Annotated in this window: 13 protein-coding genes; 7 read left to right on the top strand and 6 right to left on the bottom strand. The window is 71.9% G+C overall.

Going from position 1 to position 20,836, the window contains the following annotated elements; all coding sequences use genetic code 11:
- Positions 1-8 precede the first annotated feature (8 nt).
- The 6 genes from ACMCNK_RS12160 to ACMCNK_RS12185 all read left to right on the top strand — a co-directional run bounded on the left by ACMCNK_RS12160 (position 9) and on the right by ACMCNK_RS12185 (position 9,278).
- Complete coding sequence (locus tag ACMCNK_RS12160; RefSeq protein WP_412736509.1) at positions 9-1,778, top strand: N-acetylglutaminylglutamine amidotransferase; 1,770 nt, start codon at positions 9-11, stop codon at positions 1,776-1,778.
- A gap of 17 nt (positions 1,779-1,795) precedes the next feature.
- Entirely contained in the window at positions 1,796-3,619 is a 1,824-nt protein-coding gene (locus ACMCNK_RS12165) for a S9 family peptidase (protein ID WP_412736510.1), read from the top strand.
- 109 nt (positions 3,620-3,728) lie between these two features.
- Positions 3,729-5,456, top strand: coding sequence for a methyl-accepting chemotaxis protein (locus ACMCNK_RS12170; protein ID WP_412736511.1), 1,728 nt, complete (start codon positions 3,729-3,731; stop codon positions 5,454-5,456).
- A 115-nt stretch (positions 5,457-5,571) separates the two neighbouring features.
- A complete protein-coding gene (locus ACMCNK_RS12175) occupies positions 5,572-7,293 on the top strand; it encodes a methyl-accepting chemotaxis protein (RefSeq protein ID WP_412736512.1) in 1,722 nt (573 codons plus the stop codon).
- 99 nt (positions 7,294-7,392) lie between these two features.
- The gene (locus ACMCNK_RS12180; RefSeq protein ID WP_412736513.1) at positions 7,393-8,724 is read left to right on the top strand and encodes an MFS transporter; all 1,332 of its coding nucleotides are present in this window, start codon (positions 7,393-7,395) and stop codon (positions 8,722-8,724) included.
- Positions 8,725-8,777: 53 nt separating this feature from the next.
- Complete coding sequence (locus ACMCNK_RS12185) at positions 8,778-9,278, top strand: mycothiol transferase (RefSeq protein ID WP_412736514.1); 501 nt, start codon at positions 8,778-8,780, stop codon at positions 9,276-9,278.
- Positions 9,279-9,284: 6 nt separating this feature from the next.
- Here ACMCNK_RS12185 and ACMCNK_RS12190 read toward each other — a convergent pair whose 3' ends face one another.
- The 3 genes from ACMCNK_RS12190 to ACMCNK_RS12200 all read right to left on the bottom strand — a co-directional run bounded on the left by ACMCNK_RS12190 (position 9,285) and on the right by ACMCNK_RS12200 (position 13,744).
- On the bottom strand, positions 9,285-10,748 hold the full coding sequence (locus tag ACMCNK_RS12190) for an ATP-binding protein (protein ID WP_412736515.1): 1,464 nt from the start codon (positions 10,746-10,748) through the stop codon (positions 9,285-9,287).
- A complete protein-coding gene (locus ACMCNK_RS12195) occupies positions 10,745-12,403 on the bottom strand; it encodes an FAD-dependent oxidoreductase (RefSeq protein WP_412736516.1) in 1,659 nt (552 codons plus the stop codon). The genes ACMCNK_RS12190 and ACMCNK_RS12195 overlap by 4 nt, the downstream gene beginning before the upstream one ends.
- A 159-nt stretch (positions 12,404-12,562) precedes the next feature.
- On the bottom strand, positions 12,563-13,744 hold the full coding sequence (locus ACMCNK_RS12200) for an NAD(+)/NADH kinase (protein WP_412736517.1): 1,182 nt from the start codon (positions 13,742-13,744) through the stop codon (positions 12,563-12,565).
- A gap of 370 nt (positions 13,745-14,114) precedes the next feature.
- Here ACMCNK_RS12200 and ACMCNK_RS12205 point away from each other — a divergent pair, with 370 nt between their 5' ends.
- Positions 14,115-15,764, top strand: coding sequence for a beta-1,3-glucanase family protein (locus ACMCNK_RS12205; RefSeq protein ID WP_412736518.1), 1,650 nt, complete (start codon positions 14,115-14,117; stop codon positions 15,762-15,764).
- A gap of 181 nt (positions 15,765-15,945) precedes the next feature.
- Here the strand turns inward: ACMCNK_RS12205 and ACMCNK_RS12210 are convergent, their stop codons facing one another.
- From ACMCNK_RS12210 to ACMCNK_RS12220, 3 genes are all read right to left on the bottom strand, one after another.
- On the bottom strand, positions 15,946-17,652 hold the full coding sequence (locus ACMCNK_RS12210) for a glycoside hydrolase family 13 protein (protein WP_412736519.1): 1,707 nt from the start codon (positions 17,650-17,652) through the stop codon (positions 15,946-15,948).
- A 129-nt stretch (positions 17,653-17,781) separates the two neighbouring features.
- Positions 17,782-18,846 carry a LacI family DNA-binding transcriptional regulator gene (locus tag ACMCNK_RS12215; RefSeq protein WP_412736520.1) on the bottom strand — a complete coding sequence of 355 codons (1,065 nt, stop codon included), beginning with the start codon at positions 18,844-18,846 and terminating at the stop codon, positions 17,782-17,784.
- 92 nt (positions 18,847-18,938) lie between these two features.
- Positions 18,939-20,639 carry a sulfatase-like hydrolase/transferase gene (locus tag ACMCNK_RS12220; protein ID WP_412736521.1) on the bottom strand — a complete coding sequence of 567 codons (1,701 nt, stop codon included), beginning with the start codon at positions 20,637-20,639 and terminating at the stop codon, positions 18,939-18,941.
- Positions 20,640-20,836: the final 197 nt, after the last annotated feature.

Consider the following 20,836-nt stretch of genomic DNA (forward strand, 5'->3'; position numbering starts at 1 on the left):
GGAGACACATGTGTGGAATCGGCGGCGAACTGCGCTTCGACGGCCACGCGGCGGACGATGCCACCGTCCGCCGGATGCTGCCGGCCCTGGCGTCCCGGGGCCCGGACGGCGAGGGCGTGTGGCAGCGGGGACCGGTCGCGTTCGGCCACCGCCGCCTGAAGATCATCGACCTGTCCGAGACCGGTGCCCAGCCGATGACCGACGAACAGCTCGGCCTCACCCTGGTCTTCAACGGCTGCATTTACAACTACCGGGAGCTGCGCCGCCGGCTACGCGGCGACGGCTACCACTTCTTCTCCACCTCGGACACCGAGGTGATCCTCAAGGCGTACCACCGGTGGGGTGCCGACTGCGTCCGGCACCTGCTCGGCATGTTCGCGTTCGCGATTGTCGAGCACGACACCGGAACGGTGACGCTGGCCCGCGACCGGCTGGGCATCAAGCCGTTGTACCTGGCCGAGACGCCGGGGCGGCTGCGCTTCGCCTCCACGCTGCCCGCACTGCTCGCCGCCGGCGACGTGGACACCACATTGGACAAGCTGGCACTGCATCACTACATGACGTTCCATTCCGTCGTCCCGGCACCGCGCACGATCCTGACCGGCGTCCGCAAGCTGCCGCCCGCCACGATCCGGATCATCCGCGCCGACGGCAGCACCGAGCAGCGGGTGTACTGGCAGCCCGCGTTCGAGCGGATCCGGCTGGACCGCGCGGAATGGGCCGCGCAGGTGCACGATGCGCTGCGGACCGCGGTGCAGCGGCGGATGGTCGCCGATGTGCCGGTCGGGGTGCTGCTCTCCGGCGGCCTGGACTCCAGCTACATCGTGGCGCTCCTGGCCGAGCAGGGGCAGCACGGGCTGGCCACATTCAGCATCGGTTTCGAGGCCGTGGGCGGGGAGAGCGGGGACGAATTCGCGTACTCCGACCTGGTCGCCCGCAAGTTCGGCACCGAGCACATGCAGATCCGCATCGACCGGCGGCGCTTCCTGCCCGCGGTGCAGCGCACCGTCGCGGCGATGAGCGAGCCGATGGTCAGCCACGACTGCATCGCGTTCAACCTGCTCAGTGAGGACGTGTCCGCGCAGGTCAAGGTGGTGCAGTCGGGTCAGGGCGCGGACGAAATCTTCGCCGGGTACAGCTGGTATCCGCCGCTGCTGCCGGTGTCGCGCGGCTGCGCCGTCGACGCGTACGCGCGGGAGTTCTTCGACCGGCCGCACGCGGAACTGGCCCGACAGCTGTCCCCGGAGTGGCTGGCCGGCTCCGACGTGAGCCGCGAGTTCGTGGCGGCCCATTTCGCCCGCCCCGGTGCGGTCACCACGGTGGATGCCGCGTTGCGGCTGGACTCGCAGGTGATGCTGGTCGACGACCCGGTCAAGCGGGTCGACAACATGACGATGGCGTGGGGGCTGGAGGCGCGTGTGCCGTTCCTGGACCACGAGCTGGTGGAACTGGCTGCGGCGTGCCCCCCGGAGCTCAAACTGGCCCAGGGCGGCAAGGGCGTGCTCAAGGACGCCGCCCGCGGCCTCGTGCCCGACGAGGTGATCGACCGGCCCAAGGGCTACTTTCCGGTTCCGGCCATCCGGCACCTGCAAGGACCGATCCTGGAACGGGTACGCGACGCGCTGCACGCGCCCGAGGCCCGGTCCCGGGGACTGTTCCGCGCCGGGCACGTCGACGCGCTTCTCGCCGACCCGAACACCGCGCGCACCACGCTCGGGGCCAACCAGTTGTGGCAGCTCGGGCTGCTCGAGATGTGGCTGCAGGACAAGGGGATATGACGGATGGACGCACGCACGTGACCGGTCAGCTCGGGACCGACCTCGCCGCCCCGCCCGCCGGGTGGACCACGCCGGACTCCCCGGCGACGGAGGCGGCCGGCTCCTGGTCGCCGGCACTGTCGCCGGACGGCCGGCACGCCGCGTACGTGTCGGACCGCGGCGGTGCTCCCCAGGTCTGGGTGCGGCCGGCCGGCGGCGACCAGGCGTTTCCGGTCGACACGGGAGGCGAACCGGTCGCCGCGGTGCACTGGTCCACCTGCGGCGGCTGGCTCGCCTGCCGGCTCAGTCCCGGCGGGGCGCCCCGGCACGAGATCTGGCTGGTGCGCCCGGACGGCTCGGCGCTGCACCAGGTGGCAGGCTTCGGCGTGGACACCGCGGACAACCTGCGCTGGCTGCCCGGCGGCCCGATGCTGGCGGTCACGGAGAACCTGAGCCGCGCGGTGCTCGTCGACGCCGGCACCGGGCGCCGCCAGGTCGTGGCGGAGGGCGAGCTGATCGCGCTGCTCGACGTCAGCCCGGACCACGGCCGGGCGCTGCTGCGCCGCGGCCCGCGCGGGGCGCGGCGGCTCGTCGTGCGCGACTTGCGCAGCGGCCTGGAACGGTACGTGACCGACGGCGAGCAGGGCTGTTTCGGCCCCGACGGGCACACCGTGTACGCGGTCAGCGACGCCGGGGAGTTCGCCGTGCTCGTCCGGGCAGGCGGGGACGGCAAAGCCGCCGTGGTGGCCGGCGCCGGACGCGGGGAGGTGGAGTCGTTCGCGGTGACCGTGGACGGCCGTACCGGTGCGGTGTTGTGGAACGTCCGGGGCGGGGAGTCGGAACTCGCGCTGATCGACCTCGCCCACGGCGCACGCCGCGTCGTAGAGCCCCTGCCCGGCACCGTGGCCGGTGGTCTGATGTGGAGCGCGGACGGCCGCACACTCGCGTTCACCGTGGAGGGGCCGGGGCAGCCGCACGGCGTCTGGGCGTATGCGCTTGCGCCGGACGCGGCCGGGCTCGACGGGGTGTTGCGGCCCGTGTCGGTCCAGGCGGCCGCGACCGGCGCGGCACGGCCCGTGCTGCACGCGTTCCGGTCGCACGACGGCCTGGAGATCACCGGGTGGCTGGTACGGCCCCCGGGCGACGGCCCCCACCCGGCCGTGGTGTGGCTGCACGGCGGCCCCGAGGCTCAGGAACGCCCCGGCCACAACCCGCTGTTCCAGTCGCTGGCGGACCACGGCATCGCGGTCCTCGCCCCGAACGTGCGCGGCTCCTCCGGCTTCGGCCGGCGCTTCGTCGACGCCGACAACGGGGCGCTGCGGTACGCCGCGATCGCCGATGTGGCCGCCTGCGTGGCGTACCTGACCTCGGCGGGCATCGCGGACCCGGCGCGGGTGGGCTGCGCGGGCCGCTCGTACGGCGGCTACCTGACGCTGGCCGCGCTGACCACGTACCCGGAGCTGTTCGCGGTCGGCGTCGACGTGTGCGGGATGGCCAACTTCGCCACGTTCTACGCGCACACCGAGCCGTGGATCGCCGCCGCCGCGGTCACCAAGTACGGCGACCCGATCGCCGACGCGGAGCTGCTGCGCGACCTGTCCCCGATCACCCGGATCGACCGGCTACGCGCACCGCTGCTGGTGGTGCACGGGGCGAACGACAGCAACGTCCCCGTGATCGAGTCGGAGCAGGTCGTCGCCGCGCTCGCCGCCCGCGGGGTGCCGCACCGGTACGTGCTGTTCCCCGGCGAGGGACACGACCTGCTGCACCGCCACACCCGCGCGGAGTACCTGCGGGTCACGGTCGACTGGCTGACTCGTCACCTGTCCGGATCCGGCCCGTCGATGACCACGGCCGTCTGACTGTCTTCAGCGCGGAGGCGTGGTGGCGACCGTCACCCCGCGCCGGAAGGGTCAGACCATTCAGCAAGGCGTGCGCGGCTGCCGATCAAATTGTGTGACCTTTCGACTCGTGCGCTTCGCCCGGCCCGTGGTGGCGGGCGTGCTCGTGTTGCTGGCCGTCTTTCTCGCCCTGCGGGCGATCGCGACCGGCCCGTTCGAGGAGCTAGAGGCGAACCAGCTCGCCCGCGACGCGCAGCGGCTACGGATCGCCCTCGACGGGCAGGTGGCGCTGCTGAACACGTTCGGCGCCACCAACTCGGTGTGGGACGACCCCGCGGACCAGGTCGCCGCCGGCGACGACAAGGGCTTCCGGGACAGCTTCGAACCGGAGTACCTGCGCGGGACCGGCGTGGTCGACGGGGTTCTCGGTGTCGGGCTCGACGGCACCCCGCGGGTGGGTCTGCTGGTCGGCGCCAAGACCGTCACGGGACTCGCCGGCGCCCCCGCCGAGCTGCGCGATCCGGCGCTGCTGCGGCGGCTGTTCGACCCCAAGGCGAAGGCCGGGGCCGCCGACTGCGGCATGCTCCTCGGAGCTGGACAAATCTACCTGTACTGCGGCTTCGCCGCGTACCGGAGCAGCGGGGAACCCCCGGCCACGGGCGGGCTGATCTACCTCAAGGCGCTCGACCAGGCGGCGCTGACCAAGCTCGGCGCCGAAGTGGATCTTCCGCTGGCCCGGGTGCCCCAGCGGCACACCGGCGCGGCCGAACGGTCGGTGCTCGCCAGCCGCGTCGGCAAGATCGCGGTCAGCACCGCCACGCTGGACGGGGAACACGTCGCCGTGGACGCCGTCGTACCGACCGCCGACGGCGGCCAGGTGGTCCTGCGTTCCGTTCGTGACCGGCCGCTGCACCAGATCGCCGGCCGGACCGCCAACCAGATCTTCGTGGTGACCGCGGTCGGCACCCTGCTGCTGCTCGGCGCGGTCCGGATCCTGTCGCGCCGCGCCGTACGCCAACGGGTACGCCCACTACGCCAGACCACCGAAGCGGTCATCGCCTCCGGCGACCGCACCCTGCGGATCGGACACTCCGGCGGCGACGACATCGGCGCCCTGGCCGCCGCCATCGACACCATGCTCGAATCCCTCGCCGCGCAGGACACCGCGCTGCACGCCGAGCAGACCCAACGCGAACAGCAACTGCGGAAGACGTACGCCGAGCAGGAACGCGTCCAGGAGGAGTCCCGCCGCCAGGCCCGCGACACGGTCGACCGGACCTCCGGTGCGGTCGTCGACCGGCTCGCCGGGGTCGTGGACCACGTCGACGACGTGCGTACCGCCACCCGCGACATCGACGCCCGCATCGACGCCGCCCACGCCGCCAGCCAGGACCTGGTGGCCCACGCCGACAACGCCGAACAGGCCGTCGATGCGCTGAGCGACAGCCTGCGCCGGGTCGCCGGGATCGCCGAAATGATCACCGGAGTCGCCGCACAGACCAACCTGCTCGCCCTCAACGCCACCATCGAAGCCGCCCGCGCCGGCGAAGCCGGACGAGGCTTCGCCGTCGTCGCCGGCGAAGTCAAGAACCTCGCCACCACCACCGCCCAATCCACCGACGAAATCACCACCATCGTCGGCGAACTCGAACGCGACATGCGCGCCATGTCCACCACCATCCGCACCATGGCCGGCTCCGTCACCGACATCACCGGCACCACCGGCCAGGTCCACGACCTCGCCGCACGGCAACGGGAACTGGTGGAACAGCTCAGCGGCGACGTCGACAACGCCATCCAGCAGATCGAAAGCCTCGCCGGGGAACACCCGACCACAGACCCCGATGTCACGCCGTAACGCGCCGGCACTCGTCGGCGCGGTGCCCGGCGAGCACCACGGGGTGGTAGCCGTCACGGAGCCGAGCGGGATCCGCCGTTCAACGAAGCGTCCGCAGCGACCGATAGAACATGACGTGCCTCAACGGATTTTGCGCTGGGCCCGTCCCGCCGGGGCGGGCCTGCTGGTGTTGATCGCGGTTTTCCTGGCTCTGCGCGCGGTCGCCACCGGCCCGTTCGAGGAGCTGGAGGCGAACCAGCTCGCCCGCGACGCGCAGCGGCTACGGATCGCGCTCGACGGACAGGTGGCGCTGCTGAGCACGTTCGGCGCGACCAACTCGGTGTGGGACGACTCCGCCGAGCAGGTCGCCACGAACGACGAAGCAGGCTTCCTGGACACGTTCGACCCGGACTACCTGCGCAGCACCGGCGTGGTCGACGGGATCCTCGGCGTCGGGCTCGACGGCAAGCCCCGGGTGGGCGGGCTGGCGACCGGCGCGGACGAAACCAAGTTCACCGAGGCCCCCGCCGAGCTGCGCGATCCGGCCCTGCTGCGCAAGCTGTTCAACCCCCAGGCCAAGGCGGGCGACGCGGTGTGCGGCGTCGTCGCCGGTACGGGCTACGCCTACCTGTTCTGCGGCTTCGCCGCGTACCCGAGCAGCGGGGACCCGCCGGCAAAGGGCGGGCTGATCTATCTCAAGGCGCTCGACCAGGCGGCGCTGACCAAGCTCGGCGCCGAAGTGGATCTTCCGCTGGCCCGGGTGGCGCAACGGCACACCGGCGCGAACGAGCGGTCCTCGCTGGCCAGCCGACTCGGCAAGATCGCGGTCAGCACCGCCACGCTCGACGGGGAACACGTGGCCGTGGACGCCGTGGTGCCCACGGTCAACGGCGGCCAGGTGGTTCTGCGGTCCGTGCGTGACCGTCCGCTGCACGACGTGGCCGGCCGGACCGCCAACCAGATCTTCGTGGTGACCGCGATCGGCACCCTGCTCCTGCTCGGTGCCGTACGGATCCTGTCGCGCCGCGCCGTACGCCAACAAGTACGCCCTCTACGCCAGACCACCGAAGCGGTCATCGCCTCCGGCGACCGTAGCCTGCGCATCGATTACCGCGGAGGCGGCGACATCGGTGGCCTGGCCGCGGCGATCGACACCATGCTGGAGACCCTCGCCACCCAGGATGCGGCGCTGCACACCGAGCAGGCCCAGCGCGAACAGCAACTGCGCGAAACGTACGCCGAGCAGGAACGCATCGAGCAGGAGTCCCGCCGCCAGGCGCGGGAAACGGTCGACCGGACCTCGGGTGCGGTGGTCGACCGGCTCACCGGAGTGGTCGATCACGTCGACGACGTACGTACCGCCACCCGCGACATCGACGGCCGCATCGACGCCGCCCACGTCGCCAGCCAGAACCTGGTCGAACATGCAGGCCAGGCCGAACAGGCCGTCGATGCGCTGAGCGACAGCCTGCGCCGCGTCGCCGGGATCGCCGAAATGATCACCGGAGTCGCCGCACAGACCAACCTGCTCGCCCTCAACGCCACCATCGAAGCCGCCCGCGCCGGCGAAGCCGGACGAGGCTTCGCCGTCGTCGCCGGCGAAGTCAAGAACCTCGCCACCACCACCGCCCAATCCACCGACGAAATCACCACCATCGTCGGCGAACTCGAACGCGACATGCGCGCCATGTCCACCACCATCCGCACCATGGCCGGCTCCGTCACCGACATCACCGGCACCACCGGCCAGGTCCACGACCTCGCCGCACGGCAGCGGGAACTGGTGGAACAGCTCAGCGGCGACGTCGACGACGCCATCCAGCAGATCGAAAGTCTCAGCGGCGAGCACCCGGCGTGACGTGTCACACCACGGTTCTGTGAGCTGACTCGTTGTGAGCCCGGCGACCAGCGAGCAGGCTTGACGCGAAGACTGCCCGTACGACGGGAAGGCGTGACCGTGGCTCTGCGACCCGAGGCCCGGGCCTGGGCCGTGTGGGCGGTCGGCCTGTCCGCGTACATCGTGGCGGTGCTGCACCGGACGTCGCTGGGTGTGGCCGGGCTCGATGCGCAGACCCGCTTCCACATCGGGGCGGGCGCGCTGGCCTCGTTCGCCGTGCTTCAGCTCCTCGTGTACGCCGCCCTGCAGGTGCCCGTGGGGCTGCTGCTGGACCGGTTCGGGTCGCTGCGGCTCGTGGTCACCGGCGCGCTGCTCATGGCGGCGGGCCAGGCGCTGATGGCGGGCACTCACGACATCGCCGGCGCGGTGGTGGCCCGGGTCCTGGTCGGCGCGGGCGACGCGATGACATTCATCAGCGTGCTGCGCCTCGTGGCCCAATGGTTCCCGACCCGCCGGGTGCCGGTCCTGACCCAGCTCACCGGGCTGATGGGCCAGGCCGGGCAGGTGCTCAGCGCGGTGCCCCTGGCGGCCCTGCTGGCGGGGCGTGGCTGGGGCACGGCGTTCGGGTCGGCGGCGGCCACCGGGGTGTTCGTGGGGCTGGTCGCACTGGCGGCACTGCACGACACTCCGCAGCGGCGGGTCAGCTCGGGCGCGGCGATGACCCCGCGGCAGCTGGGCGCGGACCTGGTGGGCGCGTGGCGGCACCCCGGTACCCGGCTCGGCCTGTGGAGCCATTTCAGTACCCAGTTCACGGGTACGGTCTTCGCCCTCATGTGGGGCTACCCGTTCCTGGTGGCCGGCGAAGGCCTGTCCCGGGGGCAGGCGAGTGCCCTGCTCACGGTGTTCGTGCTGACCGGAATGGCCGCCGCGCCGGTGATCGGTGTGCTGGTCCAGCGGTACCCGCTGCGTCGCTCCTGGCTGGTGCTCGGGGTGGTCGGCGCCAACGCGGTCGCCTGGGCGCTCGTGCTGGCATGGCCGGGCCGGGCACCGCTGCCGCTGCTCGTGGTGCTGGTGCTGGCGCTGGGACTCGGCGGCCCCGGCTCGATGATCGGCTTCGAGTTCGCCCGTACGTTCAATCCGCCGAACCGGCTCGGCACCGCGACGGGCATCGTCAATGTGGGCGGGTTCGTGGCGTCGCTGATCACCATCATGTTGGTCGGCCTGCTCCTGGACGCCCGTACGGGCGGCCGGGCCACCTACGGCATCGACGATTTCAAACTGGCCATGTCGGTGCAGTACGTGGTCGGCGGGCTCGGGGTGCTGGGGATTCTGCGGACCCGGCGGCTGGCCCGTCAGCGGCTCGCCGCCGAGCAGGGGGTGATCGTCCGCCCCATGCGCGACGTGCTGGCCGAACGTGGCTGGTTCGGTCTCGCGCGCACCGGCAAGGGCTGACGGGGACAATCTGCAAGGGACGCCGGAACCGGCGACCCGAAGGAGCGTGCACCGTGAACGTCAGCGACGTACTCAACGAGGCCCTGGGACGGCTGCCCGACCTGGTCCGGGCCGCGGTCGAGGACCTCACCCCCGACCAACTGTGCTGGGCCCCGGCCGCGGGCGCGAACCCGGTCGGCTGGCTGGTCTGGCACCTCACCCGCGTGCAGGACGGCCACGTGGCCGACCTGCTCGGCGCCGAGCAGGTCTACGTGACCGGGAACTGGGCGGCCCGGTTCGGGCGCAAGCCCGACCCGGACGACACCGGGTACGGGCACACCGCCGCCGACGTCGCGGCCGTGCGGCCGGAGAACGGGCAGGCGCTGATCGACTACTACACCGCCGTCCACGAGCGGACCAGGGACTACCTCGCCGGGCTGGAACCCGGCGACCTGGACCGGGTCGTGGACCGGCGCTGGGACCCGCCGGTCACGCTGGGGGTGCGGCTGGTCAGCGTGATCGACGACGACGTCCAGCACGCCGGCCAGGCCGCGTACGTGCGGGGCCTGCTCTGACCGAGGTCAGGACGAGGGGGGCTCGGTCACGGGCAGCCGGACCAGGAACCGGGTGTCGCCCGGCTGCGACTCCAGGCGGATGTCGCCGCCGTGGCCGTTGACCACGATCCGGTACGAGATGTCGAGGCCGAGCCCGGTGCCCTGCCCCACGCCCTTGGTGGTGAAGAACGGCTCGAACACGCGTTTGTGCAGCTCCGGCGGCACGCCGGGGCCGGTGTCGCCCACCGAGACCACCACGTGATCAAGATCGGCGTACGTAGTGATGGTGAGCGTGCCGGCCCCGTCCATCGCCTGGACCGCGTTGTCGATGAGGTTGGTCCACACCTGGTTCAGCTCCGCGGGGTGGGCGGGGACCTGCGGCAGGCTGCGGTCGTAATGCTTGACGACCGTGACCCCGTCGCCGATCTTGTGGGTCAGCATGACCAGGGTGCTGTCGATCCCGGCGTGCACGTCGATCCACTGGTGTGCGGCCCGGTCGAGCTGGGAGTACTGCTTGGCCGCGGACACCAGCGACGACACCCGGCCGGTGGCGTCCTCGATGTCGCTCATCAACTGCTCGGTCTCCAGCGCGTACCCGATCCAGTGCACCGCCTGATCCAGCAGGCCCGGGTCGACCTTGCGCTCGATCTCGGTGAGGCAGTCGATGTCGAGCCCGCCCTGAGCGAAGACCGGCGCCAGATCCCAGGCCCCGGTGATGGTGCGCTCCTCCATCCAGTCGCCCAGTTCGTCCTCGCGGTCCGCGGCCTGCAGCGCGGTCAGGTCGGGCGCCTTGGCGGCCCGCTCGATGACGTCCTCCTGCAGCTCGACGAGCGCGTCGAGCTGGGCGGGCGGGACCTGTCCCGCGGCCAGCATGCCCAGCTTGTGCCGCATCCCGGCGACCCGCTGGCGCAGCGCGCTGGTGGCCCGCGACGCCGCCGCGGCCGGGTTGTTGAGCTCGTGCATGAGCCCGGCCGACAGCGCGCCGAGCGCCGCGAGCCGCTGCCGCTCGCTGACCACGGCCTGGCGTTCCCGCATGCCCAGGGCGAGGCCCTCCAGCAGGTGGATCGCCATGGGGAACCAGTCGCGCATCATCCGGCCGAAGTCGGCCGCGGGCATCACGAAGAACTCGGAGTCGTCGAGCGCGCGCATCGACGCCTGGTACGTGCGCGGAACCCCGTCGTCCCGCAGGTACGCCTGAGTGGCTCCCATGTAGACGCCGCGCTGCTCGGTGCGGGTGGTCTCCACGTCGTCGTCGCCGACCCGGCGGGTGAGCGAGATCGTGCCGCTGAGCAGCACGAAGAACTGCTCCGCCGGGTCGCCCTCACGCACCACGAGCCCACCGGCCGGTACGCGCATCGTGCAGCCGTGCTCAGCGATCCAGGCGAGCTGCTCCGCGGACAGCTTCTCGAACAGGAACAGGGTCCGCAGGTCGTCCGGGCGCAGCAGCCCCGGTTCGCAAGGCTCCAGCCGCACCGCCTCCGACGTGGTCATTGCGCCTCCAGATACCGGTGGACCAGGGTGACCGCCATCGCGCCCTCGCCGACCGCCGAGGCCACCCGTTTGACCGAGTTGGCCCGCACGTCGCCCGCGGCGAAGATGCCGGGCACGCTGCACTCCAGGTAGAACGGATCGCGGTCGCGGTCCCATCCCGGTGGGCGATGCCCGCTCGTCAGCAGATCCGGCCCGGTGTAGACGAAACCGCGCTCGTCGCGGGCGACGACCTCGCCGAGCCAGTCCGTACGCGGCTCGGCGCCGATGAAGATGAACAGCGACCCGCACTCCACGGTCGTCTGCTCGCCGTTCTTGCCGTCGCAGATGGTGATCGCCTCCAGGTGCCCCTCCCCCAGCGCGGAGACCACCTCGCAGCGGGTGCGGACCCGCACGTTGGCGACGCGGTCGAGCTGCTGGATCAGGTAGTACGACATCGACGACTCCAGCGAGTCGCCGCGCACCAGCAGGGTGACCGTGCGTGCGTACCGGGAGAAGAACAGCGCGGCCTGCCCGGCGGAGTTCGCCCCGCCCACGATGTAGACGTCGGAGCCGGAGCAGGACGGGCCCTCGGTGGACGCCGACCCGTAGTACACCCCCGCGCCGGTGAGCTGCGCGACCCCGTCCGCCGCCAGCGGCCGGTAGGCGACGCCGGTGGCCAGCACGATCGCGTGCGCGGACACCTCGGCGCCGTCGGCGAACGTGAGCGTGCGCGCGGAACCGTCGGGGCGCAGCCCCACGACCTCGCGCGTGTTGAGCACCTCGGCCGCGAACTTCCCCGCCTGCCGCCGGGCCCGGTCGGTGAGCTGGGCGCCCGAGATGCCGTCCGGGAAACCCAGGTAGTTCTCGATGCGGGAGCTCTGCCCGGCCTGGCCGCCGACCGCCTGCCGCTCGACCAGCAGAGTCCGCAGGCCTTCGGAGGCCCCGTACACCGCGGCGCCCAGCCCGGCCGGGCCGCCGCCCACGATGATCAGGTCGTAGAAGTCGCGGTTCGGCGCGGTGGACAACCCGGCGGCCTCGGCCACTTCCGCCGTGCCGGGCCGGACCAGGGCCCGGCCGTCGGCCGTGACCACCAGCGGGACGGCCTCCGGGCCCACCCCGGCCGCCTCCAGCAGGCGGCGCGCCTCCGGCTCGTCCGCCCCCAGCCATCGGTACGGCACGAGGTTGCGCGCGAGGAAGTCGCGGATCTGGTACGACGGCTCGCTCCACCGGTGCCCGACGACCCGGATGTCGGCCACCTCCCGGTCGCCCGTGACCTGCCACGCCTCCAGCAGGGAGTCGATCACCGGGTACAGCTTCTCCTCGGGCGGGTCCCACGGCTTGAGCAGGTAGTGGTCGACGTCGACCACGTTGATCGCCTGGATCGCCGCGTCGGTGTCCGCGTACGCGGTGAGCAACGCCCGGCGCGCGTGCGGGAACAGGTCCATGGCGTGTTCGAGGAACTCGATGCCGTTCTGCTGCGGCATCCGGTAGTCCGCCAGCATCACGGCCACCCGGCCGCCACGCAGCTTGAGGTCCTTGAGGGCGTCCAGGGCGTCGGCCGCTGACGAGGCGCGCAGAATGCGGTACTCCGCGCCGTACCGGCGGCGCAGGTCACGGGCGATGGCCCGGGAGACGGACGGGTCGTCGTCGACCGTGAGGATCGCGGGCTGGCCCATGCTCGGCCCGCCCTAACCCTGCGGTGTTGTCAGCGTGTCACGGACGGTCATGCTGTGCCTCCGGGCATGCTCTCGCGGCCCTCGCTGCGCTCGGTGCACTCGATCATGCTGTGCCTCCCGGCATGCTCTCGCGGCCCTCGCTGCGCTCGGTGCACTCGATCATGCTGTGGCCTCCCGCGTCTGGGGGTCCGCGGCCAGCAGGTCGCGGAACTCGGGGTGGCGTTGCACGTACCCGGTGATGAACGGGCAGGTGACGACGACCGGGGTGGCGCGGGCGCGGGCGTCGTCCAGCGCCGCCGCGGCGAGCCGCCCGGCCAGCCCGCGCCCCTCGAACGCCTGGTCCACCTCGGTGTGCGTCAGCTCGACCCGGCCTCCGGAACGCCGGTAGTGCAGCACCCCAGCGACCTCGCCGCCGAGCAGCACTTCGTACCGGGAGTGCTCGAAGCTGTCGACGACCGTGGCGTCGGTGGCGTTGCCGGGCCCGACCTGCGCGCTGCCCTCGACGCGCAGTTTGCGCCGGGCCCGCTCGTAGAAGGTGGTGCGGCCGAACCGGATGACCTGGGCCGCGCCCGGCGCCTGCACGATGGTCAGCCGGTCGCCGCCGGTCGCGTGACCGGCCACGATGCCGTCCACCTCGATCGCCACGCGGCCGCTGGTCGGCAGCACGTCGAGCGCCAGGTGCTCGCCCTCGGCCAGCATCAGCGAGCGGTTGAACGACGAGTGCGCCGCCGCGGCACTGACCAGCAGCCCGGTCACGTTGGGTGAGACGATCGGCCCACCGGCCGAGAAGCTGTACGCCGTGGAGCCGGTGGGGGTGGCGACGATGACCGCGTCCGCCGCGTAGTTGACAAATGTGCTGCCCTCGACCGTGATGCCGATCGCGGCGAGGCCGTCGCCGGGCACCCGGACCAGGGCAATGTCGTTGAACGCGGACACCTCGGTGCCGTCGGGCAGCACGGTGCGCACCGCGGCGCGTGGCTCCACCGTGTACCGCTGCTCGTCGATGGCGGACAGCGCGGTGGCCAGGTCGGGCAGGTCGACCTCGGCGAGGAAGCCCAAGCGCCCCACGTTGACCCCGAGCACCGGCGTCTTGCGGCCCTCGACCAGCCGCATCGTGCGCAGCATGGTGCCGTCGCCGCCGAGGCTGACCAGCAGCCCGGCGCGCTCGACGAGCTCGTCCGCGGAGACCGCGACCGCGGAGCAGTCGATCCGGGTGATCTCGTCGTGCAGCCCCAGCACGGTTACGTTGCGGGCGGCGGCCCACCCGACGATCGCGTCGATCGCGGCACCGCAGTCGCGCCGCGGATGCAGCACCAGCCCGACGACCTCGACCATGCCCATCGCCGTCACCTCTCCGGAGGCTCGTTCCCGCCGTTCAGCCTTGCACGCCGGTGAGACAACGGCGAGCACGACCGGCCCGCAGTGGCCGGGAAACGCAAAAAGGTCGGCTCATTGCCGACAGGTCGGCAATTGACGCCGCCCGATTCGGGAGAGCGCGCTCCCCGCAGTCCGGCGGGTCGGCACGCGTACCCGAATCGTTGTGGGAAATGTGTTATCGACCGCCGGTCGCGCGGCTCGCGATCGGCGGGCAACAGTGGGTGACCGCCGACGTTAGAAGAACTTTAATGATCGACGGAAATAACCGCGACGGCTTCCGGAGTCCCGATAATCGACGAGTCCTGTTACCCCGTCCCTCGGAGGCTTCACCGCAATGCGCCGCAAGCGAACCCTGATTCTGTCCGTCGCCGCAGCCGTGGCCGCGGCCGGCACCGCCTGGATCGCGCTGCCGGCCTCCGCCGCCGCCCCCACCGCGACGCTGCGCACGGTCGCCGAGTGGGGCAACGGCTGGCAGGCCGAGGTCACCGTCGACAACACCGGCGCCAAGAAGATGACCTCGTGGAAGGTCGAATTCGACCTGCCCAAGGGCGCCACGATCGGCAGCTTCTGGGAGGCCGGCCTGAAGGCCAGCGGCAGCCACCGCACGTTCACCAGCCGCCCCTGGAACGCCACCGTCGCCGTCGACCACAAGGTCACGTTCGGTTTCATCGGCTCCGGCGGTCTGCCCACGAACTGCCGCCTCAACGGCCTGCCGTGCAGCGGCACGGGCAGCACGCCCGCCACTTCCGCGGCCACCAGCGCACCGGTCACCCCCGTGACGACCAAGCCGACCGTGCAGCCGACGGTCACCACGGCCACGCCCCAGGGGGATCCGCCGTCGTCCCCGGCCAGCACGCCGAGCAGCGGCGACAACACCCCGCCTCCCCCGGCGGGAAACCTGCTGCCGCTGAAGGTCAACAACAAGACCGGGCGCGGGGACGACACGTTCCTGTACGTCCTCGGCACCGACCTGAAGAGCGGCAAGCTCGGCTACGTCAACGCCGGTGGCACGTTCACGGCGTGGCCCGGGGCGGGCGCGGAGCCCGAACCCGCGCCGGACGTGTCGATCCCCGGGCCGAAGGACGGCGCCAGCACCACGATCAAGGTGCCGAAGGGGCTGTCCGGCCGGTTGTACTTCTCGTTCGGCAAGAAGCTGGACTTCAAACTCACCTCGGGCGGCCTGGTACAGCCCGCGCCGTGGGCCGGCGGCGACCCCAACCGCAACATCCTGTTCGACTGGAGCGAGTTCACGCTGGACAACGGCGGCCTGTTCCTGAACAGCTCGCAGGTCGACATGTTCGCGGTGCCGCACATCGTCAGCGTCCAGGGCGGCAACGGCGCGGTGACCAAGACCGGTGAGCTGAAGGCCGACGGCCGCGACAAGGTCATCGACGCGGTCAAGTCCGACCCGGACTTCGCCAAGAGCGTCGTCAAGGGCGCCGACGGCACGGTGCTGCGGGTACTGGCGCCCGGCAAGGCCGCCGACGCGGGCCTGATGGACCCGAAGTACCTGGACCAGGCGATCGACCAGGCGTGGAACGCGTACACGACCCGGACCCTCACCGTGGCGCCGTTCGGCGACCGGCCGGACACGAAGTTCTTCGGCCGCACCTCGGGCAACGTCCTGAACTTCACCGACGGCACCGGCCGGGTGGTCGCGTCGTTCCCGAAGCCCAGCACCGCGAACGTGTGGGGCTGCGACGGGGCGCTGGGGGCGCCGAACGACCAGGTCGTCGGCCCGATCGCCCGGACGCTGTGCGCCGCGCTGACCCGGGGCACGCTGGGCACGCTCGACAACCAGCCGAGCGGCGCCGCGAAGGACTTCTACCGCGGTGAGGACCCCAACACGTACGCCAAGGTGATCCACCAGAACATGATCGACGGCAAGGCGTACGCGTTCGCGTTCGACGACGTGCAGAACCAGGAGTCGCTGGTGCACGACGGTGACCCGCGTACCGCGACGATCACCATGACCCCGTTCTGATCCGGCAACGCCGCAGGCCCCCGGCGCAACCATGCCGGGGGCCTGCGGCGTGCAGCGAACCGGTCCGGGTGCGCCGACGTCCACCGGGGAGGCGTGGGCGTCGGCGCGCCGGGGCTGCGCCGGCGCCCCAGCGGGGCGCGCGGCGCAGCCGGCCCGTCCGTGGACGGGCGGGTCCCCGCGGTCAGGCCACGGACCACCACACCGTGGTGTCCGCGGGGATGAGGATCTCGTCCGCCTCGTCGTCCACCGGGCCGCTGGCGAGCAGCGCCTGCCCCGGCTTGGCGAGGGCGATCGGCGCGTCGGTCAGGTTGACCGTGCACCGGAACGTGGGGCCCTCGGCCGCGGTGCGCTCGAAGACGAGCAGGCCGTCGGGGCCCTCGCACCAGGTGAGGTTGTCCGGCGCGCCGAGTGCCGGGTGGGCCCGGCGCATGAGCAGCGCGGAGCGGTACATCTCCAGCGTGGACTCCGGAACCCCGTCCTGCGCGGCGACGCTGAGCTGCGCCCAGTCGTCCGGCTGCGGCAGCCAGCTGGGGCCGCCGTCGGGGCCGAACCCGTACGGGGCGGTGTCGCCGGACCACGGCAGCGGCACGCGGCAGCCGTCGCGGTAGCCGTCCTGGCCGGTGGCGCGGTGGAACGCCGGGTCCTGGCGCACCTCCGGCGGCAGGTCGATGACCTCAGGCAGGCCGAGTTCCTCGCCCTGGTACAGGTACGCGGAGCCGGGCAGCGCGAGCATCAGCAGCGTCGCCGCGCGAGCGCGGCGCAGCCCGGCGACCGGGTCGGCGGCGGTGGGTCGCCGCCCGGCGGCGTCGCCGGAGATCGTGCCCATCAGCCGGGTGGCGTGCCGGACGACGTCGTGGTTGGACAGTGTCCAGGTCGGCGGCGCACCGACCGAGCGCATCGCGACCAGGGACTCGTCGATGATGGTGCGCTGCTTCTCGACGGTCCAGGCGGCACCGAGGTAGCTGAAGTTGAACGACTGGTGCAGCTCGTCCGGGCGCACGTACTTGGACAGCCGCTCCAGCGTGGGGGCCCAGGCTTCGGCCACCGCGATGCGCTCGCCGGGATACTCGTCGAGGATCTGCCGCCAGCTGCGGTAGATCTCGTGCACGCCGTCCTGGTCGAAGCAGGGGCTGGCGGCGACGTCGAGCAGGTGCAGTTCGCTGGCGTCGCCCGCGTCCGGCAGGCCGGCGGCCTTGACCAGGCCGTGCGCCACGTCGATGCGGAAGCCGTCCGCGCCCAGGTCGAGCCAGAACCGCAGGATCGTACGGAACTCGTCCGCGACCGCGGGGTGCTCCCAGTTGAAGTCGGGCTGCTCGGGGGCGAACAGGTGCAGGTACCAGTCCCCCGGCGTGCCGTCCGGGTCGGTGGTGCGGGTCCACGCCGGACCGCCGAACAGCGACTGCCAGTCGTTGGGCGGCTCTTCGCCGTCGGCGCCCTTGCCGGGGCGGAAGTGGTAGCGGTCGCGGGCGGGCGAGCCGGGGCCTTCGGCGATGGCGCGGCGGAACCACTCGTGCTGGTCGGAGGAGTGGTTCGGCACCAGGTCGACGATCACCCGCAAGCCGAGCGCGTGCGCGTCCGTGATCAGGGCGCGGGCGTCGTCGAGCGTGCCGAACATCGGGTCGACGGTCCGGTAGTCGGACACGTCGTAGCCCGCGTCGGCCTGCGGCGAGGCGTAGAACGGGGAGAGCCACACCGCGTCGATGCCCAGCTCCTGCAGGTACGGCAGGCGGCTGCGGATGCCCGGCAGGTCGCCGATGCCGTCGCCGTCGGAGTCGGCGAAGCTGCGCGGGTAGATCTGGTAGATGACGGCGTCGCGCCACCAGGGCGCGGGGCCGGCCGCACCGGCGGTGTTCTCGTCCGCGGTGGCGACGGTCAGTTGATCGGTCATGGGTCCTCACTGCGAGGTCAGGCACCGGCGAAGGGACGGTTTGAGGTACGTGAGACGGGCCACGGTAGCACGTGACTAACACGTTTTACTTCACGAGTTAGCCACGACGGAAGATGCTCATGCGAGGAATTACTGCCGCGCCACCGGTGGGGAGGTCGAGTCCCGTACCACCAGTGACGTGCCGAGCACCTGGTGTGGATGCTGATCCTCCCCGCGGATCGCGGAGATCAGGAAGTCGGCGGCCGTACGGCCCTTGGTCACGATCGGCTGCCGGACCGTGGTCAGCCGGGGACGGAACCAGGCAGACTCCGCGAGATCGTCGAAACCGGTCACGGACACCTCGCCCGGCACGTCGATACCGAGCTCGTGCAGCGCGTCCACCGCGCCGTACGCCAGCACGTCCGACAGCGCCAGGATCGCGGTGGGCCGGTGCTCGGCCATCAGCTTGCGGGTCACCTGATACCCGTCCGTACGGGTCACCGGCACCTCGGCCAGCGGCACGTCCGCCCACGTCATGCCGACCTCGGCCAGCGCCTCGGCGATGCCGTCCAGGCGGCGGGCCAGCGGGCCCCAGTGCTCGCCCGGCTCCGGGCCGCCCGCCCCGATCGACACCACCGCGATCCGGCGGTGGCCCAGCTCCAGCAGGTGCCGGGTGACGTCCCGCGCACCGCCCTGGTCGTCCACGTCCACGCTGGGCGCGCCGGACTGCCCGTCGCTGTCGATCAGCACGAACGGGATGTTGCGCCGCTGCAACTCGGCGACCTCACCCCGGTCGGTCTCCAGCCCGCAGACGATGAAGCCGTCGACCGCCGCGTACGGAATCGCCTTGAGCACCGAATCCTGCAGCGGCGGGGTCAGCAGCAGCGTGTAGCCCTCCTGGTCGCACACCTGCCCGGCACCCATCAGGAACCGGGCGTAGTACGGGTTCTCCAGGATCCGGGCCAGCCGCTGCGGCAGCAGCACCCCCAGCGACTGGGTGGCCCCGGACTGCAACATCCGGGCCAGCGTGTTCGGCGTGTACCCGAGCTCCTGGGCGACCGCCATGATCCGGTCCCGCGTCGCGGCCGAGATGCGCTGCGGGTTGTTGAACGCGAACGACACCGCCGAACGGGAGACCCCGGCCGCCGCGGCCACGTCACCCGACGTCGGCTTGCGGCGGCTGCCCGGCTCGGCACCGACCCTTTTCGAAGCCATGCGCCCCGATCCCGCTGATATAGGTGGGCGATCACGATACCGCGGTCACGACGCGGCCACCGTGCGGGATCAGCCCGGCACGCCGGGCAGGATCAGTGCGACTCCCCCTGCGGGCCGAACGTGGTCAGGAAACGGTCCCGGAACGCGTCCATCGGCCACACCGGCGCCTGCGGGCCCGGCTTCAGCCCGTCCTGCCAGCCCCAGCCCGAGATCCGGTCCAGCACCTTCGGGTCCTTGGCCACGATCGTGATCGGTACGTCGTGGCTGGCGTGCTCGCCACTGACGATCGGGGCGGCCTGGTGGTCGCCGAGGAACACCAGCACCAGGTTGTCGTCGCCGTACTTCTGCGCCCACGAGGTCAGCGCCGAGACCGAGTAGGCCACGGACTTCGCGTACTCCGTGCGCACCTGGGCCGGGTCCTTCCACACCTGGTCGGGGGACTTACCGGCGGCGGCCTGCGCGGTGTAGACGGAGCCGTTGCCGACCGCGTCCCAGTCGATCATCTGCGGGATCGGGGCCCACGGGGTGTGGCTGGAGGTCAGGGTGACCTCGGCCAGCATCGGGCCGCGCCCCTTGCGGCCGTACTCGTTGCGCTGGAACGCCGCGAGCGTGTACTGGTCCGGCATCCGCGACCAGCTGAAGTGCGGGCCCTGGTAGCCCAGGTTCCGGGCGTCCCAGATGCGCCGGTAGCCGTAGAAGTCGCCCTCGGGCCACGCGTACGTGTTGTCCGGCTCGATGCCGACCGTGTCCCAGCCCGCGCGCTTGAACGCCCCGGTCAGGGTGAACCGGTCGCTGGACACCAGGCTGAGGTACCGCATCTGGTTGTCGATGGACAGCCCGGACTGGAACGTCGAGTGGGCCAGCCAGCTGTACCCGCCGTAGGTCGGCGAGGTCAGCCACGCGCTGCGGGTGGTGAACCCGGCCGCGGTCAGCTGCTTGGTGCCCTCGTCCAGCACCGGGTTCACGTACGCGGAAAGCGCCGGGTCCTCGATCGCGGACCGGCCGTAGCTCTCGATGAACGACACCACGACGTCCTTGCCCGCCAGGCCGGTGAGCAGCTGGTTGGCCGGCGTCTTGGCGAACGAGTCCACCTCGACCGCCCGCTCGAACGCCCGCTGGTTCTCCACACCCTGGCGGACCAGCAGCGCCCGGTCGCGGACGAACTCGGCCTCGCTGCGCGACGCCACCGGCAGCCCGGGCACGACCTGGGCGCCCAGCGTCGCGCAGACCACCCAGGCCGCCGTGACCGCGATCCCGGCACGGGTGCTGACCCGGCGGTGCCGGACGATGACGCGGGACAGCCGCAGCGTCGCCAGCGCCAGCAGCGACACGACGGCGACCGCGAGCACGAGCACGAGGGCGGCGACGGCGCGCGCCCCGCCCTTCCCGATCGAGTCCTCCAGCACACCGAGGCCGTCGTCGAGCAGACCCCAGTCGGCGACCAGGTCGAACTGCCGGTTCAGGAACGACCAGAAGCCCAGGTCGAGCGCCTTGATGAGGGTCAGCAGGCCGAGCAGGGCACCGAGTGTCAGCGCCACGATGCTGCGCGCGCGGCCCGGCAGCACCAGCAGCAGGGCGACTGCGACCAGCGCCTCCACCGGCACCCGCAGGAACGCCGTCGGGGTGATCGAAAAGGGCTGGTTCGGCAGGAGCAGCGCCGCGAAGATCAGGACGGCGGCCAGGACCGTCACGATCCGGCCCAGCACGAGCCGCCAGGTACGTGGCGCCTTGTCGGCGTCGGTGGCGGGGGTGTCCGCGGGCGATGGCGGGCGCAAGCGGGTAAGAAGCGACACCGGGGATTCCTTCGATACTTGGCGGAGCAGCGACAGCACTTAGTGACACGTCCGTGCCGCCGCGTCGGTTCACCGGCGCGGCGTGACATGCCGGACCGGATTGACTCGATCATGCACGGGCCGTCGGTGGGTACCCCCGGAAGGAGGGCACCCGGTCCGATCGGGTGACCCGGCACCGGTGGATCGGACCCCTGGGC

It is taken from the genome of Krasilnikovia sp. MM14-A1259 (assembly GCF_047159535.1).
Lineage (GTDB): Bacteria > Actinomycetota > Actinomycetes > Mycobacteriales > Micromonosporaceae > Actinoplanes.

Bases quoted from the DNA above. Each gene is read 5' to 3' on its own strand.
- ACMCNK_RS12160 (WP_412736509.1), top strand. From the start codon at position 9: ATGTGTGGAATCGGCGGCGAACTGCGCTTCGACGGCCACGCGGCGGAC.
- ACMCNK_RS12190 (WP_412736515.1), bottom strand. From the start codon at position 10,748: ATGACCACGTCGGAGGCGGTGCGGCTGGAGCCTTGCGAACCGGGGCTG.
- ACMCNK_RS12195 (WP_412736516.1), bottom strand. From the start codon at position 12,403: ATGGGCCAGCCCGCGATCCTCACGGTCGACGACGACCCGTCCGTCTCC.
- ACMCNK_RS12200 (WP_412736517.1), bottom strand. From the start codon at position 13,744: ATGGGCATGGTCGAGGTCGTCGGGCTGGTGCTGCATCCGCGGCGCGAC.
- ACMCNK_RS12205 (WP_412736518.1), top strand. From the start codon at position 14,115: ATGCGCCGCAAGCGAACCCTGATTCTGTCCGTCGCCGCAGCCGTGGCC.
- ACMCNK_RS12210 (WP_412736519.1), bottom strand. From the start codon at position 17,652: ATGACCGATCAACTGACCGTCGCCACCGCGGACGAGAACACCGCCGGT.
- ACMCNK_RS12215 (WP_412736520.1), bottom strand. From the start codon at position 18,846: ATGGCTTCGAAAAGGGTCGGTGCCGAGCCGGGCAGCCGCCGCAAGCCG.